The sequence below is a fragment of the Paenibacillus sp. 22594 genome (genome assembly GCF_052044425.1).
Lineage (GTDB): Bacteria > Bacillota > Bacilli > Paenibacillales > Paenibacillaceae > Paenibacillus_AQ.
The window spans coordinates 1,017,166-1,036,827 of sequence record NZ_JBQENA010000001.1 but is presented as its reverse complement, the minus strand read 5'-3'; the positions used below and the strand labels follow the sequence as shown (position 1 = coordinate 1,036,827).

The window sequence follows — 19,662 nt, the reverse complement described above, 5'->3', positions numbered from 1 at the left end:
AATCTAACACAGAAATCATTCGATAGCAAGATTGTATCTTTTGTCAATATAATAGTAGGGTCGGGCCCCAAATGTTAGTAATCGGATACAATCCGGTTCAGGGATTTTGGATACAATGACAATAAACCTGACATATCCATTCAAAAGACGGGGATTACACGCTATAATATGGCCTAAAGATGCTACCCGAAAGGTCTGAGGAATAATGAGCCTGGAAACCTTAAACGAACGAGTGAAAATGGATCTTTCCTATCTTGCCTATGGAGCCGCAGACTGGGTACGGCCGTTGAGCCATCCGGCAGGCCATGTATATGATGTTGTAATTGTGGGCGGTGGGCAAAGTGGCCTCGGAGCGGCTTTTGGACTGCTCCGTGAACGGATATCGAACATTCTGCTGATCGATGAGAACAGTGAAGGGCTGGAAGGACCTTGGGCAACTTACGCCCGGATGGTCACGCTGCGAACACCGAAACATTTAACCTCGGTTGATCTGGGGATTCCTTCATTGACCTTCCGCTCCTGGTGGGAGGCGAAGAACGGGCCTGAGAGCTGGGGGGCCGTCGATAAAATCCCGCGCGGCGACTGGATGGATTATCTGCGCTGGTACCGGAGGATTCTGGGCCTGCCCGTGGTCAATGAGGTCCGGCTAGAGCTGATAGAACCTGGTGAAGATGGAATTCACCGCCTGCATATCTCAGGTGCTGGAGCGCCGAAGGAGCAATTGCTGGCACGTAAGGTTGTGTTGGCTACAGGTATCCAGGGGGGAGGCGAATGGCATGTTCCCCCGATGGTAGCTGACCATCTGCCGAAAGCCATGTATGCCCATACCTCAGAGGATATGGACTATACGTTCCTCCGGGGAAAAAGAATCGCCATTCTCGGCGGCGGAGCCTCAGCGTTCGACAACGCGAATTTCCTGCTCTCCGGGGGAGCAGCGGAAGCCCATGTGTTTGTCCGCCGCGAGCAGCTTCCGAATGTCAATCCGATCCGCCAGATGGAAGTCTCAGGTATGATTGAACGGTATCATACGCTGTCTGACCCGGCAAAATATGCAGTGATTTCACATTTCTTCAAATTCAATCAGCCGCCGACCAATGATACCTTTGCCCGAGCGGCGGCTTGGCCGGGCTTCCAGCTTCATCTCGGTTCGCCGTGGCTGAAGGTGGAAGCTATCGGCGACAAGGCAGTGGTGACAACGCCGAAAGGTGAATTCTCCTTTGACTTTCTCGTAGTCAGCACCGGTCTGCTCAGCGACCCGGGCCTGCGTCCGGAGCTGCGGCTGGTCGAGAGCCGTATCGCCCGCTGGAGCGACCGCTACGAAGCACCTTCTGGAGAAGCGAATGCGCTGCTGGATGCGCACCCGTATCTGAGCCCGGGCTTTGCGCTCCAGCCCCGTGAGGAAGAGGGACGCAAGTTTGTACACGGACTGTTCGTCTTCAACTATTCCGCGCTTGCCAGCTGCGGCCTGTCGGCATCCGCCATCTCCGGCATGAAGAATGCGGTACCGAAGCTAGTGGCCGGGGTGGCAGATCAGCTGTTCACGGATGACCGCGAGGAAATTCTAAGTGCCTTTTTCGCCTATGATGAGGCTGAATTTACCGGGGTATGGCCCTTGAAAACTTTGGGCTGATAAGATTGATGAACCGTAAGTGTATATTTTATAGTAGGGGGCTGTCTTCCCGCAGAATGTTCTGCGAGGAGAAGCCTTCTTTTTGATTCGTGTTCCAGCGCTGCGAGAGCGGAATCAAAGGTATTTCTGCCTTTGATATAGTACGCCAGCGCTGCGAGAGCGGAATCAAAGGTATTTCTGCCTTTGATTTGGTGCGCCAGTGCTGCGGGAGCGGAATCAAAGGTATTTCTGCCTTTGATATGGCGGGTGAGCGCTGCGAGAGCGGAATCAAAGGTATTTCTGCCTTTGATTTGGTGCGCCAGCGCTGCGAGAGCGGAATCAAAGGTATTTCTGCCTTTGATATCGTGCTCCAGCGCCTGTCGGACCACCGCTTGGCGTTGACCTCGGGCCTCCCCTCATTGATAATAAAAGGAGTTCACATTTCTTCTGGAGATTGGAGTAAGACCATGAGATACCGCAATATGGAAGAATGTATTACCGATTTGGAAAAACACGGGCATCTGGTCCGTATTCATGAGGAAGTCGACCCGAATCTTGAGATGGCGGCGATTCATCTGAAAGTCTACGAAGCGGGCGGGCCCGCCCTGCTCTTCGAGAAGGTCAAAGGCTCTAAGTACCGCGCAGTGTCGAATCTGTTCGGTACGATAGAACGCAGTAAATTTATATTCCGCGATACCTGGGAGTCGTCCCAGGATGTGATTGCTCTGCGCACTGATCCAATGAAGGCGCTCAAGCAGCCGCTGAAATATATCGGCACAGGTCTGGCGGCCAGAAAAGCCCTGCCACTGAAAAAAGGGAGCGGCGTTCCGGCGGGCTTCGAGGAGATCCGAATATCCGACCTGCCGCAAATTAAGCATTGGCCTGGGGACGGTGGCGCTTTTATCACCCTGCCGCAGGTGTATTCCGAGGACCCGGACAAGCCCGGCATTATGAATTCCAATCTTGGTATGTACCGTATTCAGCTTAGCGGTAATGAGTATGAGATCAATAAGGAAGTCGGCGTGCATTACCAGATTCACCGGGGCATCGGCATTCACCAGACCAAGGCTACGAAGAAAGGCCAGCCGCTCAAGGTCAGCTGCTTTATCGGGGGACCTCCCGCACATACCTTGTCTGCGGTCATGCCTCTGCCCGAAGGCTTAAGCGAAATGACCTTTGCAGGGCTTCTGGCTGGGCGCCACTTCCGCTACAGTTATGCGGACGGCTTCTGCATCAGCAGTGACGCCGATTTTGTCATTACCGGTGAGATTCATCCTGGGGAGACCAGACCGGAGGGGCCTTTTGGCGACCATTTAGGCTACTACAGTCTGACCCATCCGTTCCCTGTGATGAAAGTGCATAAGGTCTATGCCAAAAAAGGGGCGATCTTCCCGTTCACCGTTGTAGGACGCCCGCCGCAGGAGGATACGGCCTTCGGTGAATTGATCCATGAGCTGACTGGCGGTGCGGTGAAGCAGGAGGTGCCTGGAGTCAAAGAGGTGCATGCGGTCGATGCTGCTGGCGTACATCCGCTGCTGTTCGCCATAGGAAGCGAGCGTTATACCCCTTACCAGCAGTTGAAGCAGCCGGCGGAGCTGCTTACCATCGCGAACCGGATACTCGGAACAGGACAGCTCAGTCTGGCGAAGTATCTGTTCATTACAGCGGAAGAAGACCGGCCGATCAGCACGCACAAGATCGGGGATTTCCTGATCTATATTCTGGAGCGGATCAATTTGCACCGGGACATTCATTTTCAGACCAATACTACGATAGACACCCTGGACTATTCCGGCACGGGGATTAACAGCGGCAGCAAGGTGGTTTTTGCAGCGGTGGGAGAGCAGAAGCGAACCTTGTGTACGGAGGTACCAGGGATTTTGGAGAATCTGCAGGCGTTCGGACAAGCGAAAATGATTTTGCCGGGGATCGTGGCACTACAGGGACCGAAGTTTATTGATTATGCGGCAGCCCGGGAGGAAACAGACAGACTGAGTGCCGCGATTCAGGAGCAAGGCGTACTTGATAGCTGCCCGATGATCATCCTGTGTGACGATAGTACTTTCATGAGTGAAACGTTAAACAACTTCCTCTGGGCAACCTTCACGCGCAGCAATCCCTCACATGATATCTATGGGGTGAACAGCGGTGTAGAGAACAAACACTGGTTCTGCGATAATGTGATCATTGACGCCCGTGTGAAGCCGCATCAGGCGCCTCCACTGATCCCGGACGCTGCGGTGGAGCGGAATATTGAACGCTTTTTTGCACAGGGAGCCCCTCTGGCCGGGCGGAAATAAAGAAAACCACGGCAGGCGTATCGGACGCTTGCCGTGGTTTTTGTTGATATCGGGTCATAAGAGTTCAAGGCTGCAGAATGGAGCTGTGGTAATGGATATGCGATTGCTTATTTCTATCCGGTTACTCTCCGTCCGGAAGGGTATAGGTATACACTTCATCCTTGCCGCCGGTGATATACCCGGTAAAGGTTAAGGTGTTGCCAGTCCGTCCGGTCAGGAAGATATTGTCTCCCGGGAACATCGAATCGACCTGTTCCAGCACCCGCTGCCGGTCTGCATCCACCAGCACTTTGTAGAGCGGGGTTTGTGCACCTGTGTTGCGGTTCACCAATGTCAGGAATCCTGTATCACCAGGACGAATTACCGCCACATCCGAATACCAGCCTTCGACGTTATAGTACACGGCAGGAGGGTTGCTTTTACTTATGCCCATCAGTTGGGGCAGATCTATGGTTTCAATTACATCCCCTGTCCCATCCTCGATGAGCCGCAAGGTGCGGCCGTTGTTCAGCAGCAGCTTGCCTCCGGACCATACGGCTGGCTCGCTGAAGGTGGAATGGAAACCTGTATGGGCCTGGCGGATAAGGGCAGTGTTCTTGAGGAGGTAGGTGAAATATTCCCGATAAATATGAGGCTCCCCGTAACTATTGCTGATGCGCAGCATGGTAAGTCCAGCCGGTGTCTGTTCAAATTTGAAGTGGACCAGATCCAGCCCGCTACCCAGGGAAGCAAGCTTGCGCTTGGGGCTGCCTCCAGTGGTGATGAATAATTCGCCGGTATCGAGGGATACGGTGTAAACGGAACCTGCGTGGCTCTCGGAGTAGGCACGGTACATATGGAGTCCGTCTGCCAGGAGTTGCTGCGTTTGTGGATTCCAGCGGACGGTTTTACCCTCAAGAGCGGATACGATGAATTTTACAGGCACATAGAGCTGATGATTGAAGAGGTAAGGAGTGCCGCCGGTGTCGAGCTTTTTGCCATCGAGCACACCGGTGCGGCTGCCAACCTGAACGGTGAAGCTTTTCTCCCAGCCACTGAAAACAGCTTTTTTACTGGAATTGTCCCACTTGAGTGCAAATCCTGCAGGCGTGATTATAGAAGCTGGCATATAGGTGACACCATTCTTGACCTGTGCATCCCCTGTCTCGCCGCTTGAGAGTGTGGAGTGATTGGTGAAGGTCAGCACGACCTGCACGGTTGCAGCCTTTTGGGCGGATACCGGAGAAGGGGATGCACCCGATAACAGCAGCAAGGCAATGGCGGCGGGCAGAAGCATTTTTTTAGCCATACATGATGTTCTCCTTTCAAAAAAATGGGTGAATGAGGTGGGGAACTGGCTTCAACGTGTGCAATTGTTCATATAGACGGCTTCTCCGCGGGAATGTTTCGGTAAAATATGGATTTACCAAGAAAATATATTGAATAAATTGGATCGCCATTGCTACTATTGTGGAGAGTTCTAATACGGTGAAGTTGGGATGAAGGGGACAAAACTATGGAAGTTCTGGAAACGCAGCGGTTAACGATGAGAGGCTTCAAGCCGGAAGACTGGGAGGATTTGCATGATTATCTTTCCCGGGAAGAGGTGGTGAGGTACGAGCCTTATGGGGTTTTTGATGAGGAGGCAAGTAAGGCGGAGGCGCTTAGACGCTCTACGGATCATGCTTTTTGGGCGGTATGCTTAAGGGAGTCCGGTACAATGATAGGCAATCTCTATTTTCAGCAGCAGGAGCCGCAGGCGTTCCAGACTTGGGAGCTCGGCTATGTCTTTGGGAGTGGATTTCAGGGCCAAGGCTATGCAACAGAGGCCTGCCTAAGGCTGCTGGAATATGCATTCAGTGAATTGCGGATCCGCAGAGTAACTGCTCATTGTGATCCCCGGAACCATCCCTCCTGGCAATTGCTTGAGCGGCTGCAGCTGCGCCGGGAAGGGCATTTGCTTCAGACGGGGTACTTCAAAAACGATTTTGAAGGACATCCGCTCTGGCATGATACCTATGCCTACGGCCTGCTTGGAAGTGAATGGCTAAGCATCCAACGGACGGCTTTGGACAAGCAGCAGGCATAGCGGGATGAAAATGGACCGTCTGCTAGGGATTGTAATCTATCTGTTGAACCGTGAAACGGTCAGTGCCCGGGTGCTGGCTGAGAAATTCGAAGTGTCGCAGCGCACCATTCAGCGTGATATCGAATCCATCAGTCTTGCGGGAATTCCCGTGGGTTCGCTGCAGGGGCTTAATGGAGGCTACTATATTCTGGACAGCTTCAAAATGAGCAGGCAGCTTTTGCAGTCCGAGGATTATGAGTATATTCTTGCAGCGCTTAAGGGATTGCTATCCGGGTATGACAATCTGCGGGCGCAGGATACCGTTGAGAAAATGACTGCCCTCGCTCCGGACAAGCCTTCACCGGGACTTACGTTCCAGCTTAATCTGGGTGTACTGCGTGAGGGGGAACATACGGCTGAGAGTATAGCGCTGATGGAAAAGGCGATAAAAGAGCAAAAACGGCTCTGTTTTCAGTACACAGATACTCACAATACTGTATCAGATAGAGGCGTTGAGCCGCTGATCTTGACCTTTCAATGGTATGCCTGGTATCTATTCGCCTATTGCTGCGACAAGCAGGATTACCGGCTGTTCCGAATCTCCCGGAGCCGGGGGGTTCAACTTACATCCCTACCGTTTACCCAAACGCATGGGGATGCGGAGGTGCTGCTGGCACAGCATGGGGACACTCGGCCGCTAGTCCATGTGCGTCTTGCCAGCAAGACAGCGAACAGGGTTCTGCTGGCAGAGGCTTTTTCGAATGCGGAGATTCAGGAGGTTGGGGGTGATGAAATGATACTGTCCTTCAATGTTCCACAAGAGGAAGACGGCTGGTTTGGACGGCTGTTGCAATACAGCCACCTGGTCACGGTGCTTGAGCCTGAGAGTCTTAAGCAGAGGATGCGGAGCCAGGCTGAGCTGATTCTGAAAAAGTATTGCTGAAATGGTGACATACTGGTATCTGAATTGCTCTTCTATAATCGGTTTATCCCAACTGGTTCTATAGATTCGTACGGCTAGAAGATGCACAGGAGCTGCTGGAATGCGTAGGTATTGTACTGAAAATTACATTGAGATTGACACTGGCACATGAACGTTCCCGTAGGGGAGTTCATGTGCTTTTATTGTGTGAGGAAGCTGATCTGTTATTAATAAATTAAGGCTTGCCTTAAAGTGAACTTTAAGGAATATGATGATCCCGAACAAGCGAAATGGAGGGATAATACATGGAAGCACAACAATATAATCATCGAACGTTACAAGCTCCGCTTGCAACGGGGTTCAACGTCCAGACAACAGCCAAAGAAGTAATTGGTGGTCTGAACCTGACTGGTAAAGTAGCTATAGTTACTGGCGGATATTCCGGAATTGGCCTGGAAACCTCACGTGTGCTTGCCGAAGCGGGAGCCACTGTAATTGTGCCGGCGCGTACACCGGAAAAGGCTAAAGCTGCAGTATCCGGCATACCTGGTCTGGAGCTGGAAGTCCTTGATTTGATGGACCCCGCTTCTATTGACAGCTTCGCACGGCGGTTCATCGCTTCAGGCCGGCCGCTTCACCTTCTCATCAATAGTGCAGGCATAATGGCTGCACCCCTGGCACGTGATACGCGCGGCTATGAGTCGCAATTCGCCACCAATCATCTGGGGCATTTTCAGCTAACGGCCCGTCTCTGGCCTGCATTGAAACAGGCGGGACAGGCCCGGGTCATCTCGGTCTCCTCCCGGGCACACCGCCTGGGTGGTGTTGATCTGAGCGATCCGAGCTTTGAACGGCGGGAATATGACAAATGGAAAGCTTATGCCCAGTCCAAAAGCGCGAATGTACTGTTTGCCGTAGCTCTGGATGATAAAGCCAAAGCGTACGGAGTCCGGGCTTTCGCTGTCCATCCAGGCCTCATTCCTTCCTCGGGAATTGGCCGTTTCCTGGAGTCAGAAGAGGGAGGCGTGAAGCCGATCCAGACCGTTCAACCCGCCAAGGAGGAGGGGGAACTGTCTTCGGGCATGGTCCAGCCCGACTTCATGAAGACTCTGGAGCAGGGAGCTGCAACCAGCGTGTGGTGTGCGGTCAGTGAACAACTTGATGGCCTGGGAGGCGTCTACTGTGAGGATGCCGATATTGCCGAAGCTGTTCCGGCAGACAGTGTGCAGGGCTCGGGAGTCTGGCCGTGGGCCGTTGACCTGGAGTCTGCTGGGCAGCTGTGGGTGCTCAGTGAGCAGATGACCGGAGTGAAATTCAATATCTGAGCCGTCTTGACGTAAAGTACACTTTAAGCTGTATACTAGGGGAAAACTGGATCACTATAGTGGTCAGAGGGAAGTGGCTTTCTTGGGAATCTCCATCAAAGAGGCTTCGGAGAAGCTGGGGCTGCCTCCGCATACCATCCGCTATTATGAAAAGGAAGGGCTGCTTCCATCGCTTCAGCGGGACGAGTACGGGAACCGGATATTTGAGGAAAAAGATCTGGAGTCTATCTCGCTTCTGAACTGTTTTCGGGTAACCGGATTACCAGTGGCCACTTTGAAGCAAATGGTAGACCTTACGCTTCAAGGCGATTCGACGATTCCGCAGCGTGCGGCCATTCTACGGGAATACAAGCAGGATCTGACGCGTCAACAGCAGGAGCTGGACCGGGCCTTTGCCATTGTAAATATGAAGCTGTCCAAATATGACTTACTGGAACAAGGACAGCTGGCTCCTCAGGACCGCATGGGACTATAGCACTGAGGGGAGTCAAGTGGAATTAGAGAACCTAAATATGCTCAAAAGCCTTTCTGCAGAGGTGTTAGTGGGAATTTCTCCAACTAGCGTATTCGGGAGAGCAGGAGGCTTAGTTCTACATTCACTTTTTCCACTTAGGTCTGCCTCCACCGCAGGGTTCAAGGAGGAAGGGAGTGACAAGGGAAGCACCGGTTTGCCTGCCGAGTGGGAAAAGCAAGGTACCCCGGTATTCCCAACGCAAAACGGCTGTGCTGTCCAGTAAAGGACGGCGCAGCCGTTTCTATATGCGTAAACACATAAAACCGTACTGCTGACATACATTCATCCCATCTTCCAGCGGAACCGGGATAGGATTCTTCCGTTGCTCCTTCAGGCTGTGAATATCTTCGCTCTGGTCTTGATGCGTCTGCTGTCGATCACTTCTTCATAATCGCGGATCAGGCTGTCAAAAATCTGTTCCCAGGAACGGCCAAGCGCCTGTCTCCGTCCCTCCATCCCCATGATCTCCCGCAGAATCGAGTTGTTGGCCATGCGGCATATTTCCTCAACCAGCGCTCCCGGATCATTCGGCTGAAACAGCTCGCCGTTAATCCCGGGCATCACCAGTTCCTTGGACCCGCCTGCACCGGCGGCAATAACAGGCAACGCTGAGGCCATAGCCTCCAGCACCACGTTGCCAAAGGTTTCCGTACAGGAAGGGAACACGAACAGATCGGCAGAGGCGTACAGCTCTGCGAGTTCCTCGCCGTGCTTCACACCGGTGAAGGTAACATTCAGCGGTGCCTGCGACCGCAGCTCGGGCAGCAAAGGGCCGTCGCCGACCACCAGCAGGTGAACCCCGGCCGCAACAGATTCGGGCAGCTGCCGTATAGCTTGCAGGAGGGTGGAAATATCTTTTTCCGGTGCAATCCGGCCTACATAGAGCAATACCAGCGGTGCGGTGATTCCGTAGCGCTCCCGTACTTCAGCGGCATTACGTTTGTCCGGAGAATACTGCCGGCAATCAATGCCCCTTGACCAGAGCTGCAGCCGCTCGAAGCCTTGCTCCTGCAGTGTGCGTATCGTTTCCTGGGATGGGGCAAACGTAGCATCGCAAGAGCGATGAAACCATTTCATGTATTTCCAATAAAGGGGGACAATTCTGCGTACCCGGTAATATTCCAGGTAACGGTCGAAATGGGTATGGTAGGAGGCAACATGAGGAAGGCCTTGCCTGTGCGCATAACGGAGGCCGCACAGGCCAATGTTGAACGGAGTGGCCATATGCAGCAGATCTGGCTGGAAGGAATTCAGCTGGCTCTGAATCGAAGACATGCTAGGCAGAGCCAGCCTGCACTCCGGATACAGAAAAAAAGGAATACTGGCGACAGGACGAACCGGATCGGGGTAGCTGCCTTCAGTGGCGGATTTGGGTGTAAACAGCAGATGCTCAATCCCCCGGCGGTTCAGGTGGCTGGTCAACCGGCCAAGCGTGCGGGCGACACCGTTGGTTTGCGGAAGAAACGTGTCCGTAAATAAGGCCAGGCGCATGGAATCCCTCCCAATGGTCTTCTTGCCCTGATCGTAACAGGCGAATATTACAAGGGAGTTAACCGGAGGTTAAACAATTACAGCGGACAAATTGTATTCGGATAAACATTATCAATTTTTTATTTTCTCTTGTTAATCTGTCTCGCTGATCCGACCAGTGCGTACAGCGGGACTTCCGTATGAGATTCACCAGGCCTTTATTCAGTCGGCTAGTATAGTTCTGCCTGTAAGTATGGTCTCATTCCAGCCTGTATGGTAGTTCATGCTAGTGACTGTTTGTAGTATACTATAGTTTTGTAGATGAGAAGGCCGTGACAGCTACGAATAGCGAGGGGCAGGAGGGATAAAATGAGCAGAATTTTGATCATCGATGATGAAGAGGCCTTGGTTCAACTGCTCACAGATGAGCTGGAGGCCAAGGGGCATGAGGTGCTGTCCGCTGCTGACGGAATCGAAGGCGTCCGGCTTGCGGAGCGTGAACCGGATTTGATCATCCTCGACATTATGATGCCGGGGATGAATGGTTTTGAAGTCTGCCGCAGCATCCGCGACGAGGTAAGCTGTCCGATTATCTTCCTGAGCGCCAGACAGTCGGAAGCGGACCGAGTCCGCGGACTGACGCTGGGCGGAGATGATTATGTGATCAAGCCGTTTGGCCTCCGCGAGCTAATGGCCCGGATTGAGGGCAACCTGCGGAGGGAAGAACGGACGCGGCAAAAGCCGCATCAGCAGAGCAGGCTGCGGTTCGGCAAGCTGGAGCTGAGTCTGAAGGAACGGCTGGTAAGCGTCGAAGGGGAGCCGGTCACACTGACCCGGCGGGAATTTGATATCACCGAGCTGCTGGCGCTGCATGGCGGCCAGGTTTTTTCACGCGAGCATATTTATGAGAAAGTCTGGGGTTATGATGCCGAAGGAGATGCATCGACCGTAGTTGAGCATATTAAGAAGATCCGGGCCAAGCTGGCCGCGGCCGATCCTTCCGGCGATTATATCTCTACCGTATGGGGAATCGGCTACAAATGGACCATTCACTAAGCTAGGAGCTGCCGTATGAATAAAAAACCGCTTAAGACCCAGTTTCAACTGGCCTTCACCTATATTATCCTGTCCAGCGTGGTAGCGACGGTGATCACTTATGCTCTGGCTGTGCTGCTTTTTATGCGGGTGGAGAATAAGCTGGTGTATCCCGCCAATCATTATGAGAAACGTCTGCCTGCCATCGAAAGCTATATTCTGCAGGAACAAACAGCGCTGCTTGCCTTATCCGCCAGAACGGCGCTGGAAGCGGCGATTCCGGGTGAGGGCATCACCTACCAGGTGGTGGACGGGAATGCACACATCTTATATGGCACACTGGATAATGTGCAAATTCACGGCCGAACGGAGCTGTACAAGCTGTTGAACACTACCATGGGTATCCAAAGCAGATATGTGCACACGGTGCCGGTCATCGATACGGAAGGCGCAGTCAAAGGTGCGGTACTGCTGTCCTACGCGCTGAAGCCTACTTATGTGAATGAATCCGGAAACATGTGGATGACGGTGATTTTTATCGGTGCATTAGTGTCGCCATTTCTCTATATTCTCTTATTCTCGCTGTTATTCTCGCGCCTTGTTGCCGGCAATATCAATAAGCCGCTGCGCCTGCTGATGGAGGCCGCCCGCAAGATCAAAGAGAAGGATCTTGACTTCGAGATCAGCTATCATTCGGATAATGAGCTGGGCCAGCTTAGCAGTGCTTTTGCCGAGATGAAGGCGGAGCTTGCAAGCTCGCTGTCGGCACAATGGCGGATGGAGCAGGAACGGGTGGAGATGGTCGAAGCGCTGGCACATGATCTCAAGGCTCCTCTCTCCATCATTCGCAGCTATACCGAAGCGTTGATCGATTCTGGGGACCCGAAAGACGGGAAGCTTCTTCGCTATCTTGGCGTGATCCGGGAGAATGCGGCCAAAAGCAGCGAACGGGTGAGGCAGATGCAGTATACCTCGGATTTGGAAAAGGCGGGCACCGTAGTCCATCCCGAAATATTTGAGCTGGGAGCGTTTCTGGACCGCAAGATCAGGGATTACTCGCTGGAGGCTGACCGGAAGGGCGTTAAAATCGTTCTGAGGATGGGCGAGGCTACAGGAGTATCCCTTTACACTGACCCGGAACTTCTGGAGCGTATTCTCGACAATGTGGTAATGAACAGTCTGGAATATACGCCTGACGATGGCTCCATTTCTGTGACGGTTACCGTGCACGGCAGCCGCATCTCATACGAGATCTGTGATACCGGACCCGGATTCAGCCGCAGAGACCTGGAGAAGGCTGTTCAGAAATTCTACCGGGGGGATGACGCCAGGAGCAGCAGGAACGGGCATTCCGGGCTCGGTCTGTATATTGCAAAGCAGCTGGCTGCGAAGCTGGGCGGGGAGATCCGGTTGAGCAACACACCCGGGGGTGGAGCATGCGTGGTTATAGAGCATGAAGACGGCAGGATGAATGGTGTAAGGTGAATGGAACGGGTCATAGTATCGATAAACAAGCAAAAAAAGCAAAGCAGCTTTTCTTATATAGAACAAGCGCTGCTTTGCTGTCCCTTGGATATGCCTTAAGGAAATCGGAGACTGCTTTGATTTTCAGGATATAATTCCTGCTTCCCAGATCGGTTCGGCATACCTGTTCTTAAGCTTGCTGCTGCACTCTTTGCCTGTATCATAGGAACGGTCGCCCAGCACCAGCTTGAACTGCTCCAACGCCCGGGCGCCTTCAGCTGGAACCGTGCTGTTCAGCCACGAAGCCAGAGCCCGCAGCACCGTCCGTCCTTCTGCAAGCGCCTCCTCCCAGAGGTCCCAGACACTTTCGGTCCGAACTTCGGAGTAGAGTGCAGAATGCCGCCATTCCCCATGTTTTTCGTTCAAATAATCGAGCTTCTCCTCGGCTGTGGACAGCTGCTGTGAAAACAGGCGGCGGGCTTTGCCCCTCAGCAGAGATTTCTTCCAGCCCTTGGGATCGAATAAGCATTTATGCGCCAAAATCATGTCCAGGTACGCTTCATGCCAGATTTCAGCGGGAAGGCGCCGGGTTTCGGGATACCAGTCCGATGCGGTTTCATGCAGAATAGTGTGGATGGGGATGGGCAAATGGGAGCCCACATTGATTTTTTTCCAGGCGGCATGCCGCCACGTATCCAACTGTCTCAGCCGCTTCATGAACAAGGTGTCAAGGACGATCTCAAAACGCTGGTGATTGCGGTGCTTGTAGCCCGCTTTCCAGTTGATGTAGGGATGAAGGTTGCGGTCCAGCAGATGGTGGGTAAGGAAGCCGAGAAAATATTGCTGCGCCTCCTTCAGCTCCGCGGCGGGAAGCGCCCGGGCTCTCTGCCAGAATTCGACCAGCACCGGACCGCAATTCTCCGTATGCATGAGATCGCCGAGCTGAAGCGCCCGGGTATCTTTTTTCCAGGGCAGAAAGCTGTGGTACAGCAGGAAATCCGGTCCCTGGCAGCCGAGCTGGTACAGCTCAGGACGGGATTTCATCTCCGCAAGAAAAGGGAACTCACCGCTGAACTCTTCCGCTAACTGTTGCCCATACTCCAGATGCATCCAAATGTTAGGCATTCATTTCACCCCTCTGATCGTTGTTATCTTCAGCATACAGAATTTGTGTTAAAAGAGATGGAATATTACTCGTGCGGATTGTAATTCTCTTGATTCCGCCTTTCTTTTAGGTTACTCCTCACCCGAATCAATTTCAATAAGCCGCTTGAAGTAAGTTCATCGAGCCCATTCAACGATATGGGACAATCAGCAATCGGGAAGAAATTCTTCCTGTCCTTTCATGCTATAATCGAGCGGTAACACTACAATACATGCAGAGGTGATTAGAGAATGGGATTTCAGGCAGGCCAGCTTTTTGTGAATTTGCCGGTAAATGATCTGCAGGCTTCGATTAACTTCTTTACCGCACTTGGTTTCGGGTTCAACCCTCAGTTTACGGATGAGAACGCGACATGTATGATTCTCAACGACAATACGTTTGTCATGCTGCTGACTAAAGAATTCTTCAAAACCTTTGTTTCCAAAGAAATCGTTGACACCTCCAGCCACACCGAAGTGATTCTGGCATTCTCCGCATCCAGCAGGGAAGAGGTGCACGAGCTGGTGGATAAGGCGCTGGCCGCAGGCGGCAAGAAATATAATGACCCGATCGACCACGGTTTTATGTACAGCTGGAGCTTTCAGGACATCGACGGTCATCTATGGGAGTCCGTGTATATGGAAGAGGGCACACCAGAGCAGGCATAGTTCATGCATGTAAAGAGAATCACCAAATAGGACAGGCAGGTTTCCGGGCAGCCGGAGCCTGCTTTTTTTGTTGCATAGGAAATGATACTGTGTAAAAAAGCTGTGGATAACTGTGATTAAAAGTGAGAGGATTAGCGTGAAGAAATAGACCAGGGGAAACGAAATGAACTAAACGGGCCTAAGAGGAAATACCTCTGATCTCACCGTGAACGGGCTAGCGGGCAGAATGAGAGGTAGAAATACCTCAGATCTCGCCATAAATGGGCTAGCGGGCAGAATGGGAGGTAGAAATACCTCTGATCTCACTGTAAACGGGCTAGCAGGCAGAACGGGAGGTAGAAATACCCTTGATTTGGGAGCAATGCCGTTACCTGCGGCAATAAGATGCTGCTTTCACCCGATAGGGTGAGTTTGTTCTGATGCAAAAGGGAGGTTCCAATTCATTTAAATTTGTGATATCATTTATGCGAACTTACGTTCTTAATATCTTCCCGAAGAAGGGTGGAACTTACGTTGACAGAACGGTTTGCAGAGATTGATGGAGTTATTGCCTACATTCATGAGCATATGTATGACCATCTGCCGCTGGAGCGTCTGGCCCGCTATGCCGGTTACAGCCCGTATCACTTTGTTCGCATCTTCAAGGACCGGACTGGACTGTCTCCTCTGTACTATGTGTCCTCCCACCGCCTGCAGCGGGCGAAGGACATGCTGCTGCGCACGGGGCTTACGGTCCGTGATATTTCGCTGGAGATCGGTCAGCAGAGCCTCGGGACCTTCACTTCCCGTTTTGCTGCCCGGGTGGGCATGTCTCCGGCGGAATTCCGCAATTCGGTGCAATATGCCGGAGACCAGATGAGCTCGCTAAGGAAGCTGCGGGATTGGAGTTTTTCGTACCCGATCAGCCGGATGCCTTCTTCTGTGCACGGGACGGTATCTGCTGAGGCACCTGTTGACGGGGTGATTCTGATCGGCCTCTTCGCCAAACCTATTCCCGAGGGACTGCCGCTGTATGGTACCTTGCTCTCCTCCCTAGGTCATTTTCACTTTGAACATGTGGCTCCCGGGACCTACTACCTGCTTGCCACCTCCATATCATGGGGAACGCATACGCTGGATTTCCTCCTTCCGCACACCACACTGCGCACCCGGTCGAAGACTCCGATCCATGTCGTACCAGGTTCTCTGGTCCCGCATCAGCCGGTGACCCTACATCCTCCGAGGCTGGACGACCCGCCGATTCTGATCTCGCTGCCGCTGCTCATGAACCGCTTTATGAACCGGATGGCGGTTAGATAGCAGTCACTGCAAGCGCCCTTCTGTTAACATAATCGCAACAATTTCTTTACGAATCCCATACAAAAGTTAGGAAAGCAGTTAATATCCAGCTTCTACAATGAGTGTGTTAGTAAAATATACCTATTGTATTTTGAAGCTTGATATGAAGGGATGATTCGTTTGAAGGGACAACGGCTGCACTTTTCTATGAAATGGAAGCTGATATTAAGTTTCTCCGCCATTACGCTTATTTTTCTGGGGGTGGCCCTGTACCAAGGGAATAAGATCGGACAAGTGGAGCTTTCCATGAAAAAGCAAAAGACAGAGATGGAAAAACGAATTACTGTCTCAACGGTTACCCAGTTGCTGCAGGAGTTGAACCGTGTAGAGACGGCACTCGCCGAATCAAGTGATCTGGAACTGGCTGGTGATTTGAAGGACAAGCAGCAGCAGCTTGCCGCTGAATTGGCCAAACTTAAATTCGAGACAGATACACCCGCCGCCCCAATCCTGGGACTGCTGCGAACCCAAGCAGGAGAATACAACGGGATTTTTGATCAACTGATTCAGACTATGGGTGACGACAGCCTTGACCCGTTAGCGGTACTGGAACAAATAGATAACTTACATACGAAGGCGCTGGCACTTAGCCAATCTATGTTGGAGACGAACGGCAAGCTGTATGCCGCAGCTGCGGATAATGCCGAGCAGGCACAAAATCATTCTTTTCTCATGCTGGACGACACGATTTCCATCATCATTTATGCAGCAGGGGGTGTATTCCTGTTCACGCTGCTGCTTGGCTGGCTGCTGATCCGTTCTTTCGTAACCCCGGTCGGCAAGCTGCAAGCGGCCCTGCGGGAGATTGCTGATGGTGATTTGCGGCAGCAGATCAACTCTCCTTATCATGATGAGCTTGGACGCTTGAGCCACCATTTCGACCATATGGTGTGCCGGGTCCGTGATATGCTACGGCAGACTATGACTGCGGCTTCTTCCCTTGCAGATTATTCGCATTCCTTTCAGCAGTCATCGGTCATCACTGCCCATACCAATCAGGAAATTCTTCATACCATCCAGGAAATATCCGTCGGAGCGGGCCAGCAGGCGGAACAATCTGAACATAGCACATTGTTGCTGCAGGAGCTGGAGCGCGGGGTTCATGAGATAACGGATTACACCGATGGGATGCTGTTGACCAGCGAAGCGGCCAATCAGAATACACGCAAAGGTTCGGAGATGGTAACTGCTCTCCGGCAGACCTCTTATCATTCCCGTGCATCCATTACCAAGGTGTATGAAGCACTGGACAAGCTCGTTCAGCAGTCCGGTGATATTTCGCGAATCACCCGGTCCATTACGGAAATTTCCAAACAGACGAATATCCTGTCCCTGAACGCCGCCATTGAAGCAGCCCGGGCGGGGGCTTCGGGCAAAGGTTTTGCCGTCATCGCCGATGAGGTCCGGCATTTATCCGTACAGACGAACGACTCCTCTATCCATATCAGCCGGATGATTAGCGATCTGCAGGACAGTATGGCGGATGTTCAGGAATATATGCTGGAAACCCAAAAAAGCCTAGAGGAACAGGACCACCAGGTGGCACAGACTCTTGCTTCCTTCGAGGCCATTGACGAATCCATTACCGGTATCAGCCACCAGATTGGACAAATTCACCAGAAGGTGGAGCAGACCCGGAAGATCAACACCCGGCTGGCAGATTCTGTGCATTCCGTAGCTGCAGTGGCTGAACAGACTGCTGCAGGTGTGCAGGAGGTCAATGCCTCCAGCACCCAGCAGGATCAAGCGATCCGTGACATTGCCCGGCAAGCGGTGGAGATCAATGAAATTTCACAGCAGCTGTTCCGGGAGATTCATGTGTTCCGAATCGAAGAAGAGACCGGAGCAGATGCCCCGGCCGGTCTGTTATTAATCATGGATGAATCCAGAGCAGAGGACGTGAAGACGTCAGGCCAGCTACTCGCGATGGCCGAGTGAAGTGTTACGTTCACTTACCAGTTCCAGGACTAGCTCTGGGAACCACTCTGCAAGCTTTAGAAACGTGAAGCCCGCCTCGCGGGCTTTTGCTGTATCCATGTACCAGGATTCCTCTATTCCAAACGGAGACCGATCTTTATCGGCCGTTTCGCTCTGAACTTCCGCCTGCTGTCCGGTTGCCTGCCCGATGATGGAGAGGAGATTTCCAATGGTAAGCGTCCCGTCGGAGCATGCGTTCACGGGTCCTGTCAGCGGCGAGAAGCCCAGCCAATAGAGGAAATCAGCCGCCTCATCAGAACGGATGAACGAGATCAGCGCTTGCGGATTGGGTACCCCGATGGGTTGTCCTTCCTGCACATGCTCAATATGAAAATGCAGCCGCTTCGTATAATCATCTGTCCCGAGCACGATTGGAAACCGGACCGCTGCCACGGGAAAAGCCGCTTGTCTCAAGAGGACCGTTTCAGCCAGTCTTTTGCCCTCCTGATAGCTGAAATCTTCCTTTGGGCCCAGCCGCAGCGGATAAGATTCCGGATCAAAGTCTGCTTCGCGGAGAATTTCAGATCTTGGATCATACACGGATAGGCTGGAGGTCAGAATATATCGCTTAGCCGTATCTGCAAATATACGACAGGCCGCAGCGGCCTCATCCGGGGAGTAGCATATGTTGTCGTAAACTACATCCCAGGCGGTATCTCCAACAGCTTCAGCAAGTGCTTCCGTATCCGTGCGGTTCACATTCAACCGGTTCACACTGCTGCCAAAACCGTCCTCCGTCAGGCCCCTTGTCAGAATGGTAACCTTAGTATCTTCATCCCGGAGCAGGCGCTCCACTAACCGTTTGCCAAAAAAACGGGTTCCCCCGAGTACAAGTATATTCCTCAATGTATTCACTCCTAAAGTTTTGTTAGCAACGCTTCCTGGAATAGGCTTCGTACAAAACTGGCTCCGGAAGCGTAAACTTAGTCTTCTAATGATTACGCAGCCATCTGCAGCTCCGTCATGCTGCCAGCTACCATGCATGGCCAGGAACCTCTCACACCTGTATGCAGCGCCTGCACCGTGCCGGTACCGACTGCCATCGTCATCTCCGCTTTAGTCTCCTGACGAAGCAGTTCCAGCATCACAGGCAGTTGGCCTTTTTCATAGGACTCTGCCAGCGCCCGCAGCAGAATCCGGAAATCCAGGTCCTGTGTCCGCGCTGGACCCTCGTGATCTCCGAGTTCTTTACGGACTGCACCGAGCGTCTGACGCGCGCGGTGCAGGGCCGCTTTGACGGCTCCTCCGGTGGTCTTCAGTATCTCTGCGGTTTCATCCGCTGAATAGTCCAGTACATCGCGCATCACGAACACTGTTCTTTGCAGCGGAGATAAATGCCGGATAAGCGCCTGAAAAGCTAGCTCGATCCCAGACCGCGCCTCCCCTGGCGATTGGCCGGGCATTTGAACTGAGCTTGACGATATCAATGCTTGAGTACGCTCCAGCGCCCGTCCCATTGAACTTTTGCGCCGAATCGTATCAATCCATGTTGTTTTGGCAATCCGTAGCAGCAGTGCTTCGGGGTTCGGATTGTCTGCAAATTTGGCATAAGCCAGCGATTTGGTCCAGGTGTCCTGGGCCAAATCCTCGGCCTCAAGTCTGGATCTAGTCAAAGATAGACAATACCGGAACAAAGCGTCTCGAAGCGGCAGCATCTCATCCATTGATTCTCCGGTGCTGAACGGTACTAGAGTCGACACTTGCGATCATCTCCTTTTTGGTTATCCTGAGTTTTCCGTTGCCTCTATTATATAAACGATCAGCACAATGTAAAGGATACGCTGCCTTTACGGTTATTTTGAAAGATAAAACCCGTATCCTTTTGAGGACTCCATCCGTTTACAGGGTA

16 protein-coding genes are annotated in these 19,662 nt (G+C 52.5%); 11 read left to right on the top strand and 5 right to left on the bottom strand.

Going from position 1 to position 19,662, the window contains the following annotated elements:
• The first annotated feature begins 205 nt into the window (after positions 1–205).
• Positions 206–1,630, top strand: coding sequence for an FAD/NAD(P)-binding protein (locus ACTJKB_RS04830; protein ID WP_440832124.1), 1,425 nt, complete (start codon positions 206–208; stop codon positions 1,628–1,630).
• Positions 1,631–2,076: 446 nt separating this feature from the next.
• On the top strand, positions 2,077–3,909 hold the full coding sequence (locus ACTJKB_RS04825; RefSeq protein ID WP_440832730.1) for a UbiD family decarboxylase: 1,833 nt from the start codon (positions 2,077–2,079) through the stop codon (positions 3,907–3,909).
• A gap of 121 nt (positions 3,910–4,030) precedes the next feature.
• Here the strand turns inward: ACTJKB_RS04825 and ACTJKB_RS04820 are convergent, their stop codons facing one another.
• Positions 4,031–5,197, bottom strand: a complete 1,167-nt coding sequence (locus ACTJKB_RS04820) for a copper amine oxidase N-terminal domain-containing protein (protein WP_440832122.1) — start codon at positions 5,195–5,197, stop codon at positions 4,031–4,033.
• A gap of 207 nt (positions 5,198–5,404) precedes the next feature.
• Here ACTJKB_RS04820 and ACTJKB_RS04815 point away from each other — a divergent pair, with 207 nt between their 5' ends.
• From ACTJKB_RS04815 to ACTJKB_RS04800, 4 genes are all read left to right on the top strand, one after another.
• Positions 5,405–5,977: a GNAT family N-acetyltransferase gene (locus ACTJKB_RS04815; protein ID WP_440832121.1), complete on the top strand. Its 573-nt coding sequence runs from the start codon at positions 5,405–5,407 to the stop codon at positions 5,975–5,977.
• A gap of 4 nt (positions 5,978–5,981) precedes the next feature.
• Positions 5,982–6,899: a helix-turn-helix transcriptional regulator gene (locus tag ACTJKB_RS04810; protein WP_440832120.1), complete on the top strand. Its 918-nt coding sequence runs from the start codon at positions 5,982–5,984 to the stop codon at positions 6,897–6,899.
• Between the two features lie 284 nt (positions 6,900–7,183).
• Positions 7,184–8,203, top strand: a complete 1,020-nt coding sequence (locus ACTJKB_RS04805) for an SDR family NAD(P)-dependent oxidoreductase (protein WP_440832118.1) — start codon at positions 7,184–7,186, stop codon at positions 8,201–8,203.
• An 82-nt stretch (positions 8,204–8,285) separates the two neighbouring features.
• Complete coding sequence (locus tag ACTJKB_RS04800) at positions 8,286–8,678, top strand: MerR family transcriptional regulator (RefSeq protein WP_440832116.1); 393 nt, start codon at positions 8,286–8,288, stop codon at positions 8,676–8,678.
• Between the two features lie 369 nt (positions 8,679–9,047).
• Here ACTJKB_RS04800 and ACTJKB_RS04795 read toward each other — a convergent pair whose 3' ends face one another.
• On the bottom strand, positions 9,048–10,208 hold the full coding sequence (locus tag ACTJKB_RS04795) for a glycosyltransferase family 4 protein (protein ID WP_440832115.1): 1,161 nt from the start codon (positions 10,206–10,208) through the stop codon (positions 9,048–9,050).
• 348 nt (positions 10,209–10,556) lie between these two features.
• On the opposite strand from ACTJKB_RS04795, the gene ACTJKB_RS04790 reads away from it, so the two are divergent.
• Together ACTJKB_RS04790 and ACTJKB_RS04785 are read left to right on the top strand one after the other, a co-directional pair.
• Positions 10,557–11,243 carry a response regulator transcription factor gene (locus ACTJKB_RS04790; protein ID WP_440832113.1) on the top strand — a complete coding sequence of 229 codons (687 nt, stop codon included), beginning with the start codon at positions 10,557–10,559 and terminating at the stop codon, positions 11,241–11,243.
• A gap of 15 nt (positions 11,244–11,258) precedes the next feature.
• On the top strand, positions 11,259–12,707 hold the full coding sequence (locus ACTJKB_RS04785) for an ATP-binding protein (protein ID WP_440832111.1): 1,449 nt from the start codon (positions 11,259–11,261) through the stop codon (positions 12,705–12,707).
• Positions 12,708–12,830: 123 nt separating this feature from the next.
• On the opposite strand, the gene ACTJKB_RS04780 is transcribed toward ACTJKB_RS04785, so the two are convergent.
• Positions 12,831–13,811: a zinc dependent phospholipase C family protein gene (locus ACTJKB_RS04780; RefSeq protein ID WP_440832110.1), complete on the bottom strand. Its 981-nt coding sequence runs from the start codon at positions 13,809–13,811 to the stop codon at positions 12,831–12,833.
• A 270-nt stretch (positions 13,812–14,081) separates the two neighbouring features.
• Here ACTJKB_RS04780 and ACTJKB_RS04775 point away from each other — a divergent pair, with 270 nt between their 5' ends.
• The 3 genes from ACTJKB_RS04775 (at position 14,082) to ACTJKB_RS04765 (ending at position 17,774) form a co-directional block, all read left to right on the top strand.
• The gene (locus tag ACTJKB_RS04775; protein WP_440832108.1) at positions 14,082–14,498 is read left to right on the top strand and encodes a VOC family protein; all 417 of its coding nucleotides are present in this window, start codon (positions 14,082–14,084) and stop codon (positions 14,496–14,498) included.
• Between the two features lie 567 nt (positions 14,499–15,065).
• Positions 15,066–15,797, top strand: a complete 732-nt coding sequence (locus tag ACTJKB_RS04770) for a helix-turn-helix transcriptional regulator (protein ID WP_440832728.1) — start codon at positions 15,066–15,068, stop codon at positions 15,795–15,797.
• 186 nt (positions 15,798–15,983) lie between these two features.
• Entirely contained in the window at positions 15,984–17,774 is a 1,791-nt protein-coding gene (locus ACTJKB_RS04765) for a methyl-accepting chemotaxis protein (protein ID WP_440832107.1), read from the top strand.
• Here the strand turns inward: ACTJKB_RS04765 and ACTJKB_RS04760 are convergent.
• Positions 17,754–18,659, bottom strand: coding sequence for an NAD-dependent epimerase/dehydratase family protein (locus ACTJKB_RS04760; protein WP_440832106.1), 906 nt, complete (start codon positions 18,657–18,659; stop codon positions 17,754–17,756). The two genes, ACTJKB_RS04765 and ACTJKB_RS04760, sit on opposite strands and share 21 nt — an antisense overlap.
• Positions 18,660–18,751: 92 nt before the next feature.
• Entirely contained in the window at positions 18,752–19,513 is a 762-nt protein-coding gene (locus tag ACTJKB_RS04755) for an RNA polymerase sigma factor (protein WP_440832105.1), read from the bottom strand.
• Positions 19,514–19,662: the final 149 nt, after the last annotated feature.